Origin of the sequence: Paraburkholderia sp. BL27I4N3 (genome assembly GCF_003386115.1) — a bacterium.
Taxonomy (GTDB): domain Bacteria; phylum Pseudomonadota; class Gammaproteobacteria; order Burkholderiales; family Burkholderiaceae; genus Paraburkholderia.
Genome location: NZ_QREJ01000001.1, coordinates 3,958,184 through 3,975,760, shown reverse-complemented (window position 1 = coordinate 3,975,760; position 17,577 = coordinate 3,958,184). Strand labels below are relative to the sequence as shown.

The window sequence follows — 17,577 nt, the reverse complement described above, 5'->3', positions numbered from 1 at the left end:
CTATATTTAAAAGCACAAAATTACAATAAGGCAAAAATATGCAACACTACTGTCATACGCCCCGGGTGCCGGTTCGCGCGGCATGCGGTTCGGGTCATGGCAGCAGGAATGGATGCGCAGTGCCTTATGTTGATTCTCCTAAACCTTCTGGCCGGTGTGGCGCTCCTCGTGTGGGGTTCGCATATTGTGCGCACCGGCATCCTGCGAGTCCTCGGCGCCGACCTGCGCAGTGTGCTGGGGCGCAGCACCAGTAGCCGCGGGCGGGCTTTTCTCTCGGGTGTCGGCGTTACGAGTCTCGTGCAAAGCAGTAATGCCACCGCGGTGATCGTCACATCGTTCGCGGCGCAGGGATTGTTGCCGCTCACCAGCGGCCTTGCGATCATGCTCGGCGCTGATGTCGGCACCGCATTGATGGCGCGGATTCTCACACTCGACCTATCCTGGTTGTCGCCGATCCTGATTCTGCTCGGCGTGCCGCTGTTCCTGTCACGCAAGCAAACCCGTCTCGGCCAGGCCGGCCGCACGTTGATCGGCCTCGGTTTGATCCTGCTGGCGCTGCGTTTGATCGTCGAAGCCGCGCAGCCGATGATGCACGGCGCCGGCGTGCGCGTCATGTTCGGTGCGTTGACCGGCGACACCATGCTCGACGCGCTGGTCGGCGCCGGGTTCGCCATGCTGTCCTATTCGAGCCTCGCCGCCGTGTTGCTCACCGCAACACTTGCCTCGTCCGGCGTGATTTCGCTGAAGGTCGCGCTGTGCCTCGTGATCGGCGCGAATCTCGGCAGCGGCCTGCTCGCGCTGCTCGGCACCGTCGCGCAAAACGCGGCGGCGCGGCGTCTTGCGTTGGGCAGCTTTGCGTTCAAGCTGGCCGGCGCGCTGCTGATCCTGCCGTTCACTTCGCTGCTCGCACGGGGTTTGCCGGTGCTGATCGCGAACCCGCGTGAAGCCACGGTCGGCTTCCACCTGATCTACAACACGCTGCGCTGCTGCGCGTGCCTGTCGCTGATCGACCCGGTGGCGCGTATCTGCGCGCGCGTGTTGCCCGACCGGCCGGTGCCGGGCGGTGAGTTGCGGCCCCTGCATCTGGATGCCGCCGCGTTGTCCACGCCGACGCTCGCGCTCGCGCATGCCTCACGGGAGGTGCTGCGGATCGGCGACATCGTGCGATCCATGCTCGACAATGTCGCGGATCTGATCCATTACAACAATCTCGACAAAGCGCGCGAAACGGTGCGCATGGACGACGATGTGGATGAGCTCTACGCCGCCGTCAAATCCTATCTGACGCTCATCTCGCGCGAGCAACTCGACGAGGCCGACAGCCGCCGCTGGACCGACATCATTTCATTGACGATCAACCTGGAGCATGCGGGCGACATCATCGAGCGGATCGTGGGGGACATCGAGGAAAAGAAGATCGCTCATCGCCTGTCGTTTTCGGAAGAGGGGCTGGGCGAACTGGACGACTTGCAGGCGCGGCTCGTCAGCAATTTGCAGCTTGGCCTGTCGGTGTTTCTGAATAACGATCTGCGTTGCGCCGAGCGCCTGCTCGCGGAGAAGGAGCGCTTTCGCGATCTGGAGCGCGCCTATTCCTACCGGCATCTGGACCGGCTTACCGGACAAACCTTGCGAAGCATCGAGACAAGTGCGCTGCATCTCGATCTGATCAGCGACATGAAGCGGCTCAATTCACTGTTCTGTTCGACCGCCTATCCGGTACTCGACGCAGCCGGCGCATTGCACGACACGCGCTTGCGCAAGCGTTCGCTCGATACGATGCACGTGAAGGAATAACGCTCGAGTCTCCCGACCCAAACCCTAAGCAAGCACGATCTCTTCGAGCTTCTTTTTCAGCGATGCGAAATCGGCGGCTTCGGCCGCTTTTTTGTTGGTGACGAGCACGTCGATCCGATCGACCGGGCAGTACGAGATACGGCTGCGCTGACCGATCTTGCTGTAGTCGGCGAGGATCACCACGCGGTCCGCGTTGGCGACCATGGCGCGCGCCACTTCGGTTTCGGCGTGATCGTAATTGGTCGCGCCATGCCGGTGGTCGATGCCGACCGGCGACAGCAGCGCGAGGTCCGCGCGATAGCGCTGGATGTCGAGCACGGTGGTCGCGCCGGTGGTTGCCATGGCGCGGTCGCTGATCGAGCCGCCGAGCAGGAGGACTTCGTTGGCGGCTTCGGTCTGATCGACCGCGCCGCGCATCTTCAGTGCGACGTCGATCGAATTGGTGACGATGGTGAGGTTGGCGAGCTTCGCCAGTTCTTCGGCTAGCGCGGCGGTGGTGGTGCCGGCGTCGATGAACAGCGTCTGGCCGCTCGCGATCAAACCCGTGGCGGCCTTCGCAATCGCCGTTTTGGATTTGACGCGCATGTGGGCGCGTTCGGCGATCGGCGCTTCGTCGGCGGGCTTGATCGCGCCGCCGTGCACGCGCCGCAGCTCACCAAGCGCTTCGAGATCGAGCAGGTCGCGCCTTACGGTTTCGCGCGATACCCCGAGGTCCGCCATGATCCGTTCCGTGGACACGCGTTGCAGCGTGGACAGTAACGCGCGAATTCTTTGATGACGGTCTTCCTGCCACATTCATTTTTCCCTGGATGCGTACGCGCGTTGGTTCAGCTTGTATTTAACTGCGACATCGTGGTCACGAATGTGTGTCCGGACGATGTCAAGCCTACTACTTTAGTCGAATTGTGTTGTATTTTTTTGGCAGCTTGCAAGTTTGTGTATTTCAACTTAGCCTTCGCAGATCGAAGCGCGCAGTCTATTCGAACATCAAATGTTCGGAAAGGAACCGAAGTCCGCGCATGCCATCATGATGGCCGAGGCGGTGGTGACGGCCGGGAACGTGTCGAGAGCATGGTCAACCCGCTCTATCTGAAAGGTAACGAGACGTGGGAAACGGGATTAATCGCACCTTATCCGCAGACTGGCCTTATCCGCGACTGGCCGCCCATCGCTGCGGCGGCACGCTGGCGCCGGAAAACACCCTTGCCGGTTTCGACGCCTGCGTGCGTTATGGCTACCGCATGGTCGAATTCGACGCCAAGCTATCCGCCGATAACCAGCTCTTCCTGCTGCACGACGACACGCTCGAGCGTACTACCAACGGCCGCGGCGCCGCCGCCGAACACACATGGCAGCAACTCGCGACGCTCGACGCCGGCTCCTGGTACGGACCGCAATTCGCCGGCACGCGGTTGCCGACGCTTGCCGAGGCGGCCGAACGCTGCGCGCGCGACGGCATTGCCGCCAACATCGAAATCAAACCCTGTGTGGGCCGCGACGAGATCACCGGCACGCTGGTGGCGCGCGGCGCGCTGACCTTGTGGCAAGGACAGAAGACACCGCCGTTGCTGTCGTCGTTTTCGTTCGAGGCGCTCGCCGCAGCGCGCGACGCCGCGCCGTCCGTGCAACGCGGCATGCTGTTCGACGAAATTCCTGACGACTGGCTGCGCATCGTGCGTGAACTGGACTGTGTGTCATTTCATGCGAACCAACGCTATCTCACCGAGCGGCTGGTCGCGGAGGTTCACTGCGCCGGCCTGCGCGTGCTGGCCTACACCGTCAACGAACCGGCGCGCGCGCAACTGCTCGCGCAATGGGGCGCCGACATGATTTGTACAGATCGCATCGATACACTGCGACACGACATGTTCCCGGTGCCGGCTAACCCGGCCTGAGCGACATGGCGCGGGCGCGCACGTGCGAGCTTGCAGAGGCGCGCGCCCCGAAGTTCGAACCAGAAATTTTCCAAACGTAGCAATTTCGGCAGAGGATGGGGAACGACTATGAACCGCACCGCGTTAGCTCGCATACTTTCGATGTCGGCCGTTGCGGGTGTCGCCGCCGCCGGCGCTAGCAGCAGCGCTTCGGCCGCGCCGCTCGACGCACTGATCGCCGCAGCCAGGCAGGAAGGCCAACTCACCGTGATCGCGCTGCCGCACGACTGGTGCAACTACGGTGAGCTGGTCGCCGGCTTTCAGAAGAAGTACGGCATCAAGATCAACGAACTGAATCCGGATGCGGGTTCGGGCGACGAAGTTGAAGCCATCAAGGCTAACAAGGGCAACAAGGGCCCGCAGGCGCCCGATGTGATCGACGTGGGCCTGTCGTTCGGTCCGTCCGCGAAAGCTGAAGGGCTGCTGCAGCCGTACAAGGTCGCCTCGTGGAACTCGATCCCGAAAGAGTCGAAGGATGCCGACGGCTATTGGTATGGCGATTACTACGGTGTGCTCGCTTTCGAAGTCAATGCCGACATGATCGACAAGGCGCCGTCCGACTGGAGCGATCTGCTCAAGCCGGACTACAAGAACGCCGTCTCGCTCGCGGGCGACCCGCGCTCGGCCAATCAGGCGATCCAGGCCGTGTACGCCGCCGGTCTGTCGCAAAGCAAGGGCGATGCAAGCAAGGCCGGTCAGGCCGGCCTCACGTATTTCGCCAACCTGAACAAGAGCGGCAACTTCGTGCCGGTGATCGGCAAGGCGGCATCTCTCGCGCAAGGCACCACGCCGATCATCGTGCGTTGGGACTACAACGCGCTGGCTGACCGCGACACGCTCAAGGGCAACCCGAAGGTGAATGTGGTGATTCCGAAAACGGGTGTGGTCGCCGGTGTGTACGTGCAGGCAATCAGCGCTTATGCGCCGCATCCGAACGCAGCCAAGCTGTGGATGGAATACCTGTACTCCGACGAAGGCCAGATCGGCTGGCTGAAGGGCTATTGCCATCCGATGCGCTACAACGACTTGGTGAGCGGCAAGAAAGTGCCGCAAGCGCTGCTCGACAAACTGCCGCCGCCGTCGGCCTACAAGAACGTGGTGTTCCCGACGCTCTCGCAACAGGACGCGTACAAGGACACCATCACGAAGCACTGGGATGAAGCGGTCGGCGCGAACGTCAAGTAAGCGGCGTAGCGTGAGCCGCGGCGGCAGCGAAACGCGCCTGCCGCGGCGCCTGAACGAAGCCTGAAGTTTTTGCCGCCGGCGCGCCGCTCTTTTCTGCGGCGCGTTCGGCGTTTGCCAGAAAGCCCCAAGGGTGAGCTATGAGCGCTTCATCGGATGCGGGATCGGTGCAGCCGGAACTGCTGGTTCCGCCGGTGCCTACCCCAACGCCTCGCGTCGACGGTCCGGGCCGCGCGTCGCCGTTACTCGCCTGGATCGGCGTCGTGCCGTTCTTTACGTTCGCGCTGCTGTTCCTGATTCTGCCGACGGGTTTCCTGATGGTCGGCGCATTCCAGGACCCGCAAGGCCACTTCACGCTCGCCAATTTCCGTGACCTGCTCCAGCCGACCGTCATGGACGCGTACTGGATCAGCTTCAAGGTGAGCGCGGCGTCTTCGCTCGGCGGCGCGGTGATCGGCTCGCTGCTCGCATGGGCGGCGGTGCAGGGCAAACTGCCTGGCTGGATTCGTCCGACCTTGATGACGTTTTCGGGCGTCGCGTCGAACTTTGCCGGCGTGCCGCTCGCGTTCGCTTTCATCTGCACGTTGGGGCGCGTCGGGCTCGTCACCGTGCTGTTGAAAAAATACCTGGGCTTCAATCTGTACTCGACCGGCTTCAGCGTCCTGAGCTTTTCCGGACTGACGCTGACCTATCTGTATTTCCAGATTCCCTTGATGGTGCTGATCGTCACGCCCGCGCTCGACGGCCTGAAGCGCGAATGGCGCGAAGCCTGCGATTGTCTGGGCGGCTCCGCATATCAATACTGGCGTTACGTCGCGCTGCCGGTGCTGTGGCCGAGCGTGCTCGGCGCCGCGCTGTTGCTGTTCGCCAACTCATTCGGCGCGGTCGCCACGGCTTACGCGCTGACCGGCAGTTCGCTGAATATCGTTACGATCCTGTTGTACGCGCAGATTCGCGGCGACGTGATGCACAACCAGAATCTCGGCTATGCACTCGCGCTCGGCATGGTGCTCGTGACCGGCCTCTCGAATGGCGGCTACATCTGGCTGCGTTCGCGCGCTGAAAGGGGACGTCGATGAAAAGCCAGTCGCGCGTGGGTGCGTGGACCGCGATGATCGTCGGTTCGCTGTACTTCCTCATTCCGTTGATCGCGACGTTCGAGTTCAGCCTGCGCATGAAGCGGGGCGCCTATAGCTTCGAAGCGTACAGCGTCGTGCTCGGCGATCCGCGTTTTCAGGCCTCGTTCGGCTACTCGATCCTGATGGCGCTGCTGACGATCGTGGTCGGCGTGCTGCTGGTGGTGCCGACCGCTTACTGGGTGCAATTGCGTTTGCCGAAGCTGCGGCCGGTGGTCGAATTCATCACGCTGCTGCCGCTGGTGGTGCCCGCTATCGTGATCGTATTCGGTTATCTGCGCATCTATAACAGCAGTTCGATTCTGCCGCTCACCGGCAACGAGCGCACCACCGATCTGCTGCTGGTGTTCGGCTACGTGACGCTCTCGCTGCCGTACATGTACCGCGCCGTCGATGCCGGTCTGCGCGCGGTCGACGTGCGCTCGCTCACCGAAGCCGCCGAGTGTCTCGGCGCGAACTGGCCGACGATTCTCTTCAAGGTGATCTTTCCGAATATCCGCTCGGGCATTCTGTCCGGCGCGTTCCTCACTTTTGCGGTGGTGATCGGCGAGTTCACGCTGGCGAGTCTGCTCGACCGTCCCGCGTTCGGTCCGTATCTGCAATTGATCGGGGCGAACCGCGCGTACGAGCCGTCGGCGCTCGCGATCATCGCGTTCGTGATCACGTGGGCGTCGATGGGACTGATTCAGGTATTCGGCTCGGCCCGCTCCATGAGCGGCCAGAAAGTTTGACCAACGAGTTTGATCCAACAAGTTTGACGGACTGAGGCGGCGCATCATGGCATTCCTTGAGATCGAAAATCTGCATAAGTCCTTCGGGGCGAACATTGCGCTGCATCACTTCGACATGAAGATCGAACGCGGCGAATTCATTACTTTCCTCGGGCCGTCCGGCTGCGGCAAGACGACCGTGCTACGCATGATCGCCGGCTTCGAAACGCCGACGCGCGGCATCATCCGGCTCGACAACAAGGACGTCACCCACCTTCGCACGCGACAGCGCAAGGTCGGCATGGTGTTCCAGTCGTATGCGCTGTTTCCGAACATGACGGTGGCCGAGAACATCGGCTTCGGGCTGAAGATCACGCATCGGCCGCAGGCGGAGATCAATAGCCGCGTCGAAGAGATGCTGCAACTGATCAAGCTGCCACATCTGGGCGGGCGCTATCCGTGGCAATTGTCGGGCGGCCAGCAGCAGCGCGTGGCGCTTGCACGGGCGCTCGCCGGCAAGCCGCAGGTGCTGTTGCTCGACGAACCGCTCTCCGCACTCGACGCCAAGATCCGTATCTCATTGCGCCAGGACATTCGCGCACTGCAGCGCGAACTCGGTATCACGTCGATCTTTGTCACGCACGATCAGGAAGAGGCGCTGTCGATTTCCGATCGCATTGTCGTGATGAACGAGGGCCGCGTCGAACAGATCGGCTCGCCCTCGGAAATCTATAACTTTCCGCGCACACGGTTCGTCGCGTCGTTCGTCGGCACGCTGAATATTCTGGCCGGCCATGTGGTGGATCCGGCCACCGGCAGGATGGTGGTGGACGGCCAGGAGCTGACCACGACACAAGAACTGCCCTCGGACGATGCGGGCAAGAAGCGCCTGCTCGCGCTGCGGCCCGAAGCGATCGTGCTGGAGCCGGCCGCGCCCGGCCGCAACACGCTGAACGCCACCGTCGAAGAAGTGAATTTTCTCGGCGCGGTGGTGCGCATCAGAACCCGCGTGAAAGACGCCGTGATTTCGCTCGACGTATTCAACGATCCGAATCGCGGTTTGCCCGAACGCGGGCAGCCGGTGTCGCTCGGTTTTTCGCACGAGAATCTGCTGGTGCTGGAAGAGGGCAGCGTTTAGAGGCCGCAAGTTGGACGGCGTGCTTGCTGTCTCGCAAGGCACGCCGTAGAAAGCCTTACGGGTTATCCCGAGGCCGCCGTCCCAATGGATTCCGGATTCCCCGACAGGCTTTGTCCGGATTTCCAGAATCCCGGACGGCGCGTACACTGGATCGTCAGAAAACCTATAAAAATCAAGGCGTCGATCCAGGCGTAGAGCTGGCATCGACCTTGCAAAATAGAACCCGCGGCCGCAACGGTCCGACAACTAAAGCAAGGAGACAACGATGTCCGATTTCCCTTCCCGGTATTTCTGAATTCGTCCCTTGTCGCGGCCTAATGCCGTGCACAGGCGTGACGACTATTCGTTCGCATGATGCGCAGCGTGGCAGGCCATTTGAGCTCATCCACATCGCAGGAACCATCGTGAAGAAACCTATCCATAAAGTGCTGTACGTCCAGGTGATCGTGGCGATCATCATCGGTATTGCGCTCGGGCATTTCTACCCGAATCTCGCCGTCGACATGAAGCCGCTCGGCGACGGCTTCATCAAGCTGATCAAGATGGTGATCGGGCCGATCATCTTCTGTACGGTGGTGACGGGCATCGCCGGCATGGAGGACATGAAGAAGGTCGGCCGGGTGGGCGGCAAGGCGCTGCTGTACTTCGAGATCGTCTCGACTTTCGCACTGGTGCTCGGCCTGATCGCCACGCACGTGCTGAAACCGGGCGTCGGCTTCAACATCGATCCGGCCACGCTCGACGGCAAGGCAGTCGCATCGTACGCCGCCAAGGCGCACGGCCAAACCACGGTCGACTTCCTGATGCACATCATTCCGGACACGTTCGTGTCGGCGTTCGCGCAGGGTGAAATCCTGCAGATTCTGCTGATCGCGCTGCTGTGCGGCGCGGTGCTCGCGACTGCCGGTGAGAAGGGCAAGGTCGTGACGAGCTTTATCGACGGGTTCTCGCATGTGCTGTTCGGCATTGTGCGCATCATCACGAAGCTGGCGCCGATCGGCGCGTTCGGCGCGATGGCGTTCACGATCGGCAAGTACGGTATCGGCTCGCTGCTGCCGATGCTCAAACTGATCGGCACCTTCTATCTGACCTCGATCGTGTTCGTGGTGGTCGTGCTCGGCATCATCGCGCGTGCGGTGGGCTTCAACATCCTGCGCTTCGTCGCGTACATCAAGGAAGAGATGCTGATCGTGCTCGGCACGAGTTCGTCCGAAGCCGCGCTGCCGCAACTGATGCTGAAGCTGGAAAAGCTCGGCTGCTCGCGCTCGGTGGTGGGCCTCGTGGTGCCGACCGGTTATTCGTTCAATCTCGACGGCACCAACATCTACATGACGATGGCCGTGCTGTTCATCGCGCAAGCCACCAACACCGACCTCACGTGGACGCAACAGCTCACGCTGCTGGCGGTGACGATGCTGACCTCGAAGGGCGCGAGCGGTGTGACCGGCGCGGGCTTCATCACGCTGGCCGCGACGCTGGCTGTGGTGCCGACCATTCCGCTGTCGGGCATGGTGCTGATTCTCGGTATCGACCGCTTCATGAGCGAATGCCGCGCGCTGACGAACATTGTCGGCAACGGCGTGGCGACGGTGGTGGTGTCGGCATGGGAAAAGGAACTGGACCGCAACAAGCTGAACGCGGCGTTGCGTGGCGATGTGCCGGTCAAAGAGCCGGCCGGCGTTTAAGCTGTTTGATCGGCAACGTCCCTTAACGCAACGCTCACGGCTGCGGACACCAAACGTATGAAACCGGTGTCCGCGCGCCCAACCCTCACGTCGTCGGCCGACGAAGCCTGGCCCGACGACGCTTCGCCTTATGCCACAATAAACGATCCTCACCGATCGGATATTGCCAACGTGACGCGACGCCTGCTGATCCTCTTCGCGCTCGTCGCCGGGCTCGTGGTGGCGTGCGGGCTCACCTACAGCATCGCGTGGCAAAGCGGCATCGACCATTTGCGGCGCAACGCCGCGGTGCGTGTCGACCGTACGACCAGCGCGCTGAAGAGCACGCTCGAACGCTACGAATCGCTGCCGTATCTGCTGGCGGAACATCCCATCGTGCAGGACGTGCTGGTCAATCCCACGCCGGTCAATGTCGAGCGCGCCAACCTTTATCTCGAGGATCTGAACCGCCACGCGCGCGCCACGGTCACCTACATCATTCCACTCAACGGCTTTTGCGTCGCCGCAAGCAATTGGCGCGGGCCGGGCAGTTTCATCGGCGCGGGCTATCAATTCCGGCCGTATTTTCTCGATGCGGTCAAAGGCGGCGTGGGCCGCTTCTTCGGCATCGGCACGATTTCACAGGCGCCGGGCTACTACATCTCGCAGCCGGTGCGGCGCGAGGGCAAGATCGTCGGCGTGGCGGTGGTCAAGCTCGATCTCGAATGGTTCCAGGGCGTGGATGCGTCCGAGCCGCTCGTCGTCACGGACGATCACGGCGTGATCTTTCTGTCGTCGGTGCCGGCGTGGAAGTACCACACCATCCGGCCGCTGTCGGGGCCGGTCGCCGATTCGATCTATCAGGCGCGTCAATACGCGCAGCAGCCGATCGCGCCGCTGCCGGTGTCGATCGAACGCACGCTCGAAGGCAACGCGCAGATCGTGCGCATCGGCGGCGGCCGCTATGCGCCGCGTTATCTGGCATCACGGCGCGGTATGGGCGAGCCGGACTGGCATCTGATCACCATGTCGCCCGTCGATCCGGTCGACGCCGATGCGCGCAAGGCGACCATCGTGACGGGCTTCGGCTACGTGTCGCTCGTGTTGCTCGCGTTTTACTGGAGAATGCGCCGGGCTCGCGTGCGCGAAGTGATGCGCAGCCGCGCGCTGCTGCAAAAAGCCTACGCGGAGCTGAACCGGCGGGTTGCCGAGCGCACCGCGGATCTCTCGCAGGCGAACGAACAGTTGCAAAAGGAGGTGGCCGAGCGCACGCGCGCCGAGCAGGAGTTGCGCGCCGCGCACGACGAACTGATCCAGGCGAGCAAGCTCGCCGCGCTCGGTCAGATGGCCGCCGGCATCACGCATGAATTGAATCAGCCGCTCGCTGCGTTGCGCGGTTTTTCGGACAACACGCGCGTGCTGCTCGAGCGCGGCGACCAGGCGTCGGCGCGCGAAAATCTCGAAGCGATCGCCGCGCTCACCGAGCGTATGGGCAAGATCACCAACCAGTTGAAACTGTTCGTCGGACGCGCGCGGCCACGCGGTGCGCGCGCGCCGGTCGTGCGGGCGCTGCGCAACGTCGTCGCGTTGCTGCAAAAGCGCTTGCAGGGCGTCGAAGTCGACTTCGCTTTGCTCGATGCGGACAGCGGCACGCGCACGCCGCTGAGTCTCGCCGACGATCATCCCGAACTGGTCGCGCACTGCGACGATCTGCGGCTCGAACAGGTGTTGATCAACCTGCTCGGCAACGCGCTCGATGCAACCGCCGACGTCCACCCGCCACGCATCTCGATCGAGATCGAAGTCGCCGATGCGAATCTGTCGATCGCCGTGAGCGACAACGGCCCAGGCATTCCTGACGACGTCCTGCCGCGTCTGTTCGAGCCGTTCTTTACCACCAAGGAAATGGGCCAGGGGTTGGGGCTAGGGCTCGCGATATCGTCGTCCATCGCGCGTGATTGCGGCGGCTCGCTGGTAGCGCGCAACGCGCCGCGCGGCGGTGCATTATTCGTGTTGACGCTGCGCCGCGCGCGCGTGCAGACGAGCCACACAACGGACCCGCTGACCACGGGCTCCTGAATCACACGGAAAACGCCATGCTGAACCACGGCCTGCAAGTGCTGTATATCGAAGACGACGAACTGGTGCGGCGCGCCAGCGTGCAGAGTCTGCAACTGGCGGGCTTCGACGTGATCGGGCATGCCTCGGTGGAATCCGCGGCGAAGACGATCAGCGCGGACTTCTCCGGCGTGATCGTCAGCGATATTCGTTTGCCGGGCGCGAGCGGCCTCGATCTGCTTGCGCAATGCCACGAGCGCGCGCCCGACGTGCCGGTGATTCTCGTGACGGGCCACGGCGATATTTCAATGGCCGTTCAGGCGATGCGCGACGGCGCGTACGACTTCATCGAAAAGCCTTTCGCCTCCGAACGTCTGATCGAAACCGTGCGGCGCGCGTTGGAGCGCCGCAAGCTGGTGCTGGAGAACCTCGCGCTGCGCCGTGAGTTGGCGGAACAGAACTCGGTGGCGCCGCGGATTATCGGCAGGAGTCCGGCCATCGAACAGGTGCGGCGGCTGATTGCCAATGTCGCGCCGACTGACGCCTCCGTGCTCATCAACGGCGACACAGGCGCGGGCAAGGAGTTGATCGCACGCAGCCTGCATGAACTGTCGCCGCGGCGTGACAAGCCGTTTATCGCGGTGAACTGCGGTGCGCTGCCGGAGCCGATGTTCGAGTCGGAGATGTTCGGCTACGAGCCGGGCGCATTCACCGGCGCGGCGAAACGCCGCATCGGCAAGCTCGAACATGCGTCGGGCGGCACGCTGTTTCTGGATGAAATCGAGAGCATGCCACTCGCGTTGCAGGTCAAGCTGCTGCGTGTGCTGCAGGACGGCGTGCTGGAACGCCTCGGCTCGAATCAGCCGATTCGCGTGAATTGCCGCGTGGTTGCCGCTGCCAAGGGCGACATGGCCGGGCACGTCGCGGACGGTTCTTTCCGGCGCGATCTGCTGTACCGGTTGAACGTGGTGACGATCGCATTGCCGCCGTTAGGCGAGCGTCGCGAGGACATCGTGCCGCTCTTCGAACATTTCCTGCTGGATGCGGCCGTGCGTTACCAGCGCCCCGCGCCGATCCTCACCGACCGTCAGCGCGCGGGCCTGATGCAGCGCGACTGGCCCGGCAACGTGCGCGAGCTGCGCAACGCCGCCGACCGGTTCGTGCTCGGCATTGCCGACGACCCGGTCATGTCCTTCGGCGACGACGGCGCGGCCACGCAGCCTTTGAAGGAGCGAGTCGAACAATTCGAACGGGCGGTGATCGCGGAAGCGCTGGAGCAGACCGGCGGCGTTGTGGCGGTCGCGGCGGACAAGCTGCAGCTCGGCAAGGCAACGCTCTACGAGAAGATCAAACGCTACGGCCTCGCCGCGAAGGGAGAAGGGGAGCGGTGAGGAAATGAAAACGCCGGCGTCGCGATGCGAGGCCGGCGTGTTTGATTCAGTTGGATCGGGTCAGACTGCGCTGCTCGTTCAGGCCGGTTTCAGCGCCTTTTCGAGCAACTGGTCGAGTTCCGCGAATTGCGGTTCGCCCACATAGCGCTTGAGAATCTTGCCGTCCTTGTCGACCAGGAACGTGGTCGGCGTGAGCTGGACATTGCCGAACTGCTTGGCGGCCGAGCCGTCGTCCATTGCGACCTTGAACGGCAACTGGCGGGTTTGCGTGTAGTTGGCCACGTACATGGGCGCGTCGTAGTTCATCGCCACGGCGACGAATTCGAGGCCTTGGCCCTTGAAGCGGTTATAGGTCTGGACCATCTGCGGCATTTCCTTCATGCACGTGTCGCAACTCGTCGCCCAGAAGTTGACGAGGTAGACCTTGCCTTTCAGGTCGGCGGTCGAAACTTTCTGACCGGACAGCAACGTGAAGGTCGCATCCGGCACGCGCTGCTGGCCGGCAAACGCAAAATAACCGGCGACGGCAATCGCGACGGCCACGGCGGCAATGATGATGTAACGAAGCGGATTCGCTCGCCGGGTGGCGGTGGACGGCGTGGAGCTCATGAACGGAACCTCAGGAGTCGCGCGGAACGCGCGGGACAATGCGTCGGTTTGGGTTTTCGGCCCGGTGCTGAACGGCCTCGTTATTGTAGCCCCATTCGGGCGGTGCGGCAGGCCGCGGGCCAGGAGCGGATAATAGGGTTTTACGTCCTCGTCAGTCTGGTCTTCTGTCCCCATGCTCCGAAATGTTTTTTGCGTCAGTCGCTTTCTCGCTCGAATCCCGTTCTGTCTTACTTCTGCCAGCAACTCTGCGGCCCGCTTTTTTGGCCGCTCGCCGCGCCCGATAGGGGGCGGCGGCCGCCCAATGGGCTCCGCGCCCCAATTGTCGAGCGCGCGCACGGCGTTGAGCACGCTCGCTTGCGCGCTGGCGTTAGGCGCCGCGCTGAGCGCCTGTTCGCCCACTTTCGACTGGCGGACCATCATGAACAACGACAACGGCTACACCGTCGACCTGCCGGCCAAGCCGGGCAACGATCAGCGAGCCGTACAGATCAACGGCACGCCGATGCAGATGGCGATGCAGACAGCCGAAGCCGGCGACGCCGTCTTTGCGGTCGGCACGGTCATGCTGCCCAATGACGACGAAGCCACGCAGCGCGCCGCGCTCGATTTCCTGCGCACCGGCCTCGCCCGTAACGTGGGCGCCGCGCCTGATGCGCGTGCGGTGCAGATCCCGCTTGCTGCCGGCGGCCAGGTGCTCGGTCTGGAAATGAAGCTGAGCGGCGAGGCTGGCTCGCAGCACGAGACCCGCACTGTCTACGCCCGGCTCGTGGCGCGCGGACGGCATGTGTATCAGGCTGCGATCATCGCGTCCAAGCCGATGCAGCAGGAACAGGTCGACCAATTTTTCTCGTCTTTCCAACTGTACTGAGTGCGGTATTTTTGGCCGATTCGGCGGCTGATGGGCGCGGCAGCGGCGCTGCGCATACTGAAAGTTCCTTCGCAGCTTTGCGCGCTAATTCCCGGTTTACGTTGAGGTTTTCCTGTTGCTCACCGTTCCTGTGGATAACTCTGTTGAGAACTCGCGAAAATTGGCTGGAGATGCCCATTCTGTGGGCACTCTGTCAGATTCGGCCCTCTCGACGTCGCTAAAAAAACTCAATCAAATCAACGTCTTTGGGAAGCGGTCAACCGCGTACCTTTCAGTTGTTTCAAAAATTTATCTGGAACGCGTGCGTGTGCATAAGTCAAGTCTTGACAGCATGTTTTTCGCCTCATAGAGAGCCAAAAGCCCGACGATACTGGATCGCTTCGCCAATCTGTGCGGCGCTCGGCATCGGCGCGCCGGCGAGATCGGCGATGCTGCGTGCCACCTTCAGAACCCGGTAGTACGCGCGCGCCGACCAGCCAAAGCGTTCCCCGGCTTCGCGCAGCAAGGCCTCGCCGGCAGAGTCGGGGCGGCAGACCTCGTCCACTTCCCGTCCTCCCAATTCGCGATTGGTTTTGCCCTGACGCCTTAATTGCCGCTCGCGGGCGCGGCTGACGCGCGCCGCGATGGCGGCGCTTGTTTCGCCGGCCGCCGTCGAGCGCGCGGACAGTTCCGCTGGCGTGAGCGCGGGTATCTCGAGCTGGATGTCGATCCGGTCGAGCAGGGGGCCGGAAAGCTTGCGCAAATAGCGCGCAGCGATCTCCGGCGTGCAACGGCAACGGCCGTTGGGATCGCCGCGCCAGCCGCACGGGCAAGGGTTCATGGCGGCGATCAATTGACACGCAGCCGGAAAATCCGCCTGTAAGGCGGCGCGTGAAATCGTGATACGGCCGGCTTCGAGCGGTTCCCGCAGCGTTTCCAGGACATGGCGATCGAACTCAGGAAGCTCGTCGAGAAAGAGCACTCCCAGATGCGCCAGCGTAATTTCCCCGGGTTGCGGCGGATTGCGCCCGCCGACCAGCGCGGCGGCGCTCGACGAATGATGCGGAGCGCGAAACGGCCTTCGACGCCATTGTGACGGCGTAAAGCCGGCCCGGCTGGCGGATAGCAAGGCGGCGGAAGCGAGCGCCTCGTCGTCGGTCATGGGCGGCAGCAGGCCCGGCAGGCGGGCGGCGAGCATGGATTTGCCCGCGCCGGGCGGCCCGACCAGCAAGACGTGATGCCCGCCGGCAGCGGCAACTTCGAGTGCCCGGCGCGCGCCGCGTTGACCGATGACGTCGCCCATATCCGGGATAACGGCCGCTGGGCTTTCGGCGAGGTCCGGCGCGGCGACAGGATAGAGGCGGCCGTCCGGCGCTTGCGCGAGGTGAGCGCACAACGAAGGCAGATCGGCGGCGCCGTAGACATCGACGCCGGGTACGAGCGCCGCTTCCGCCGCGCTCGCAGCGGGTAGATAGAGCTGAGGCGTGGAAGGCGCGGTCGCCTCGCCGACAGCAAGCTCGCTCGCCGTCCCGGCGGATTGCGCCACAGCGCCGCCGCCTTGAGCCGCGCCGCCGCGCGCCGTTCCGCACGCCATGGCGAAAGCGCCGCGCATCGGTCTGAGCGCGCCAGTCAGCGACAGTTCGCCCGCGAATTCACGATGCAGCAAGGACTCGGCAGGAATCTGGCCGCTCGCCGCCAGAATGCCCAAAGCGATGGGCAGATCGAAGCGGCCGGATTCCTTTGGCAGATCGGCGGGCGCGAGATTGACGGTGATGCGTCGGACGGGGAAGTCGAAGTTGCAGTTCTGCAGCGCCGCGCGCACGCGCTCGCGGCTTTCGCGCACTTCCAGATCAGGCAGGCCGACGATCGAAAAAGAGGGTAGTCCGTTCGCGAGGTGGACCTCGACGGTTACTTCGGGCGCGCGGCCAGAGGCCGGCGCGCGACTGCGCACCACGGCAAGCGACATGTTCTCTCCCGTCGGACGGCGCGCCGAAGGCGCGCGCAAATCCCCTAAAACGCTGATGACGTCACGGCTCGCTTGCCTGTGATGTGCAGCACTGCGCGGCGCTTGCGCCGCGAGCAACGCGTTACGGCGTTTGCGTGACCGGCAGCTTCTGTTCGAGTTCGGCGACGCGGCGCTCCAGTTCTTCAAGGCGAGCGCGCGTGCGCACCAGCACCTGGGTCTGCGTGTCAAATTCCTCGCGCGTCACCAGGTCGAGCTTCGAAAAGCCCTGCGACAGCATGGCCTTAACGTTCCGCTCGACGTCCTTGGCCGGCGAGTTCTTGAAGAGCTCGCTCATGCGGGCCTGAAAGTCGTTAAAAACATCATTCGGTTGTTTCATGGTGTTCCCCTTGGTGCACAAAAAATGTGCATGTTTCGTTACGCCTGTGCTTTGTGGCGGCAAATGAGCGGTGTTGGTGCATGCCCCATTGCGTGACGTTGCGGCATGAGCCCCTTTGGTGCGCGCCCTTGCGTTCCAGACCTGCGAACACTCTAGCAACGATCCATACGCTGCGCCAGCGTGCCCCCGTCAACGTTGGCCGTCCGGCCAGGGCGGCTTGCGCCCCTTTTGCGACGTCCACGGGGCGGAGTCTGACACAACATGGCATGCGAGTTGCTGTTACTGCCCCGCGCGCACTGCCGGCGCCTTTTTACCGGCAGCGGAACGAGACCACGCGAACGGTTTTAGGGATACGCAACGAGAGTTAGCAAACGGGTTACGCAAACGGGTTACGCAACTAAGCGAGGGATGTCATGAAACTCATTACCGCAATCATCAAGCCGTTCAAGCTCGATGAGGCGCGCGAAGCCTTGTCGGCCATCGGCGTCTCGGGCATCACGGTGACGGAAGTCAAAGGTTTCGGTCGCCAGAAAGGTCACACGGAGCTGTATCGCGGCGCCGAATACGTCGTCGATTTTCTGCCGAAGGTGAAGATCGAGGCCGCTGTCTCGGACGACATCGTCGACCAGGCGATCGAGGCGCTCGAGCGTGCGGCTCGCACGGGCAAGATCGGCGACGGCAAGATTTTCGTCACGCCGATCGAACAGGTGATTCGGATCCGCACCGGGGAGACTGGCGCGGACGCTCTGTAATACCAAAAGATAGCGACACA

The 17,577-nt window shown here is 63.0% G+C and carries 15 protein-coding genes; 11 read left to right on the top strand and 4 right to left on the bottom strand.

Going from position 1 to position 17,577, the window contains the following annotated elements:
- Window positions 1-126 precede the first annotated feature (126 nt).
- Window positions 127-1,794, top strand: a complete 1,668-nt coding sequence (locus B0G71_RS17940) for a Na/Pi cotransporter family protein (protein ID WP_116148694.1) — start codon at window positions 127-129, stop codon at window positions 1,792-1,794.
- 24 nt (window positions 1,795-1,818) lie between these two features.
- On the opposite strand, the gene B0G71_RS17935 is transcribed toward B0G71_RS17940, so the two are convergent.
- Window positions 1,819-2,589, bottom strand: coding sequence for a DeoR/GlpR family DNA-binding transcription regulator (locus tag B0G71_RS17935; RefSeq protein ID WP_116143115.1), 771 nt, complete (start codon window positions 2,587-2,589; stop codon window positions 1,819-1,821).
- Between the two features lie 311 nt (window positions 2,590-2,900).
- On the opposite strand from B0G71_RS17935, the gene ugpQ reads away from it, so the two are divergent.
- The 8 genes from ugpQ (at window position 2,901) to B0G71_RS17895 (ending at window position 13,007) form a co-directional block, all read left to right on the top strand.
- Window positions 2,901-3,689, top strand: a complete 789-nt coding sequence (gene ugpQ / locus B0G71_RS17930) for a glycerophosphodiester phosphodiesterase (protein WP_116143113.1) — start codon at window positions 2,901-2,903, stop codon at window positions 3,687-3,689.
- A gap of 108 nt (window positions 3,690-3,797) precedes the next feature.
- Window positions 3,798-4,913: an ABC transporter substrate-binding protein gene (locus B0G71_RS17925; RefSeq protein ID WP_116143111.1), complete on the top strand. Its 1,116-nt coding sequence runs from the start codon at window positions 3,798-3,800 to the stop codon at window positions 4,911-4,913.
- A gap of 137 nt (window positions 4,914-5,050) precedes the next feature.
- Window positions 5,051-5,989, top strand: coding sequence for an ABC transporter permease subunit (locus B0G71_RS17920; protein ID WP_116143109.1), 939 nt, complete (start codon window positions 5,051-5,053; stop codon window positions 5,987-5,989).
- Complete coding sequence (locus B0G71_RS17915) at window positions 5,986-6,777, top strand: ABC transporter permease (protein ID WP_116143107.1); 792 nt, start codon at window positions 5,986-5,988, stop codon at window positions 6,775-6,777. The genes B0G71_RS17920 and B0G71_RS17915 overlap by 4 nt, the downstream gene beginning before the upstream one ends.
- 46 nt (window positions 6,778-6,823) lie before the next feature.
- The gene (locus tag B0G71_RS17910) at window positions 6,824-7,894 is read left to right on the top strand and encodes an ABC transporter ATP-binding protein (RefSeq protein ID WP_116143105.1); all 1,071 of its coding nucleotides are present in this window, start codon (window positions 6,824-6,826) and stop codon (window positions 7,892-7,894) included.
- Window positions 7,895-8,298: 404 nt separating this feature from the next.
- Window positions 8,299-9,579 carry a dicarboxylate/amino acid:cation symporter gene (locus B0G71_RS17905; RefSeq protein WP_116148692.1) on the top strand — a complete coding sequence of 427 codons (1,281 nt, stop codon included), beginning with the start codon at window positions 8,299-8,301 and terminating at the stop codon, window positions 9,577-9,579.
- Between the two features lie 57 nt (window positions 9,580-9,636).
- Window positions 9,637-11,637 (top strand): ATP-binding protein, encoded by a 2,001-nt coding sequence (locus B0G71_RS17900; RefSeq protein WP_116143103.1) that lies wholly within the window; start codon window positions 9,637-9,639, stop codon window positions 11,635-11,637.
- A gap of 17 nt (window positions 11,638-11,654) precedes the next feature.
- A complete protein-coding gene (locus B0G71_RS17895; protein WP_181916786.1) occupies window positions 11,655-13,007 on the top strand; it encodes a sigma-54 dependent transcriptional regulator in 1,353 nt (450 codons plus the stop codon).
- A 78-nt stretch (window positions 13,008-13,085) separates the two neighbouring features.
- Here B0G71_RS17895 and B0G71_RS17890 read toward each other — a convergent pair whose 3' ends face one another.
- The gene (locus tag B0G71_RS17890) at window positions 13,086-13,616 is read right to left on the bottom strand and encodes a TlpA disulfide reductase family protein (RefSeq protein WP_106302219.1); all 531 of its coding nucleotides are present in this window, start codon (window positions 13,614-13,616) and stop codon (window positions 13,086-13,088) included.
- A 301-nt stretch (window positions 13,617-13,917) separates the two neighbouring features.
- Between B0G71_RS17890 and B0G71_RS17885 the strand changes: the two genes are divergently transcribed.
- The gene (locus tag B0G71_RS17885; protein WP_241974473.1) at window positions 13,918-14,484 is read left to right on the top strand and encodes a hypothetical protein; all 567 of its coding nucleotides are present in this window, start codon (window positions 13,918-13,920) and stop codon (window positions 14,482-14,484) included.
- A 343-nt stretch (window positions 14,485-14,827) separates the two neighbouring features.
- Here B0G71_RS17885 and B0G71_RS17880 read toward each other — a convergent pair whose 3' ends face one another.
- Window positions 14,828-16,429 carry a YifB family Mg chelatase-like AAA ATPase gene (locus B0G71_RS17880; RefSeq protein ID WP_116143099.1) on the bottom strand — a complete coding sequence of 534 codons (1,602 nt, stop codon included), beginning with the start codon at window positions 16,427-16,429 and terminating at the stop codon, window positions 14,828-14,830.
- A 121-nt stretch (window positions 16,430-16,550) separates the two neighbouring features.
- Entirely contained in the window at window positions 16,551-16,805 is a 255-nt protein-coding gene (locus B0G71_RS17875) for an accessory factor UbiK family protein (protein WP_012431591.1), read from the bottom strand.
- Between the two features lie 413 nt (window positions 16,806-17,218).
- Between B0G71_RS17875 and B0G71_RS17870 the strand changes: the two genes are divergently transcribed.
- The gene (locus tag B0G71_RS17870) at window positions 17,219-17,557 is read left to right on the top strand and encodes a P-II family nitrogen regulator (RefSeq protein WP_006048089.1); all 339 of its coding nucleotides are present in this window, start codon (window positions 17,219-17,221) and stop codon (window positions 17,555-17,557) included.
- The last annotated feature ends 20 nt before the right edge of the window (window positions 17,558-17,577 follow it).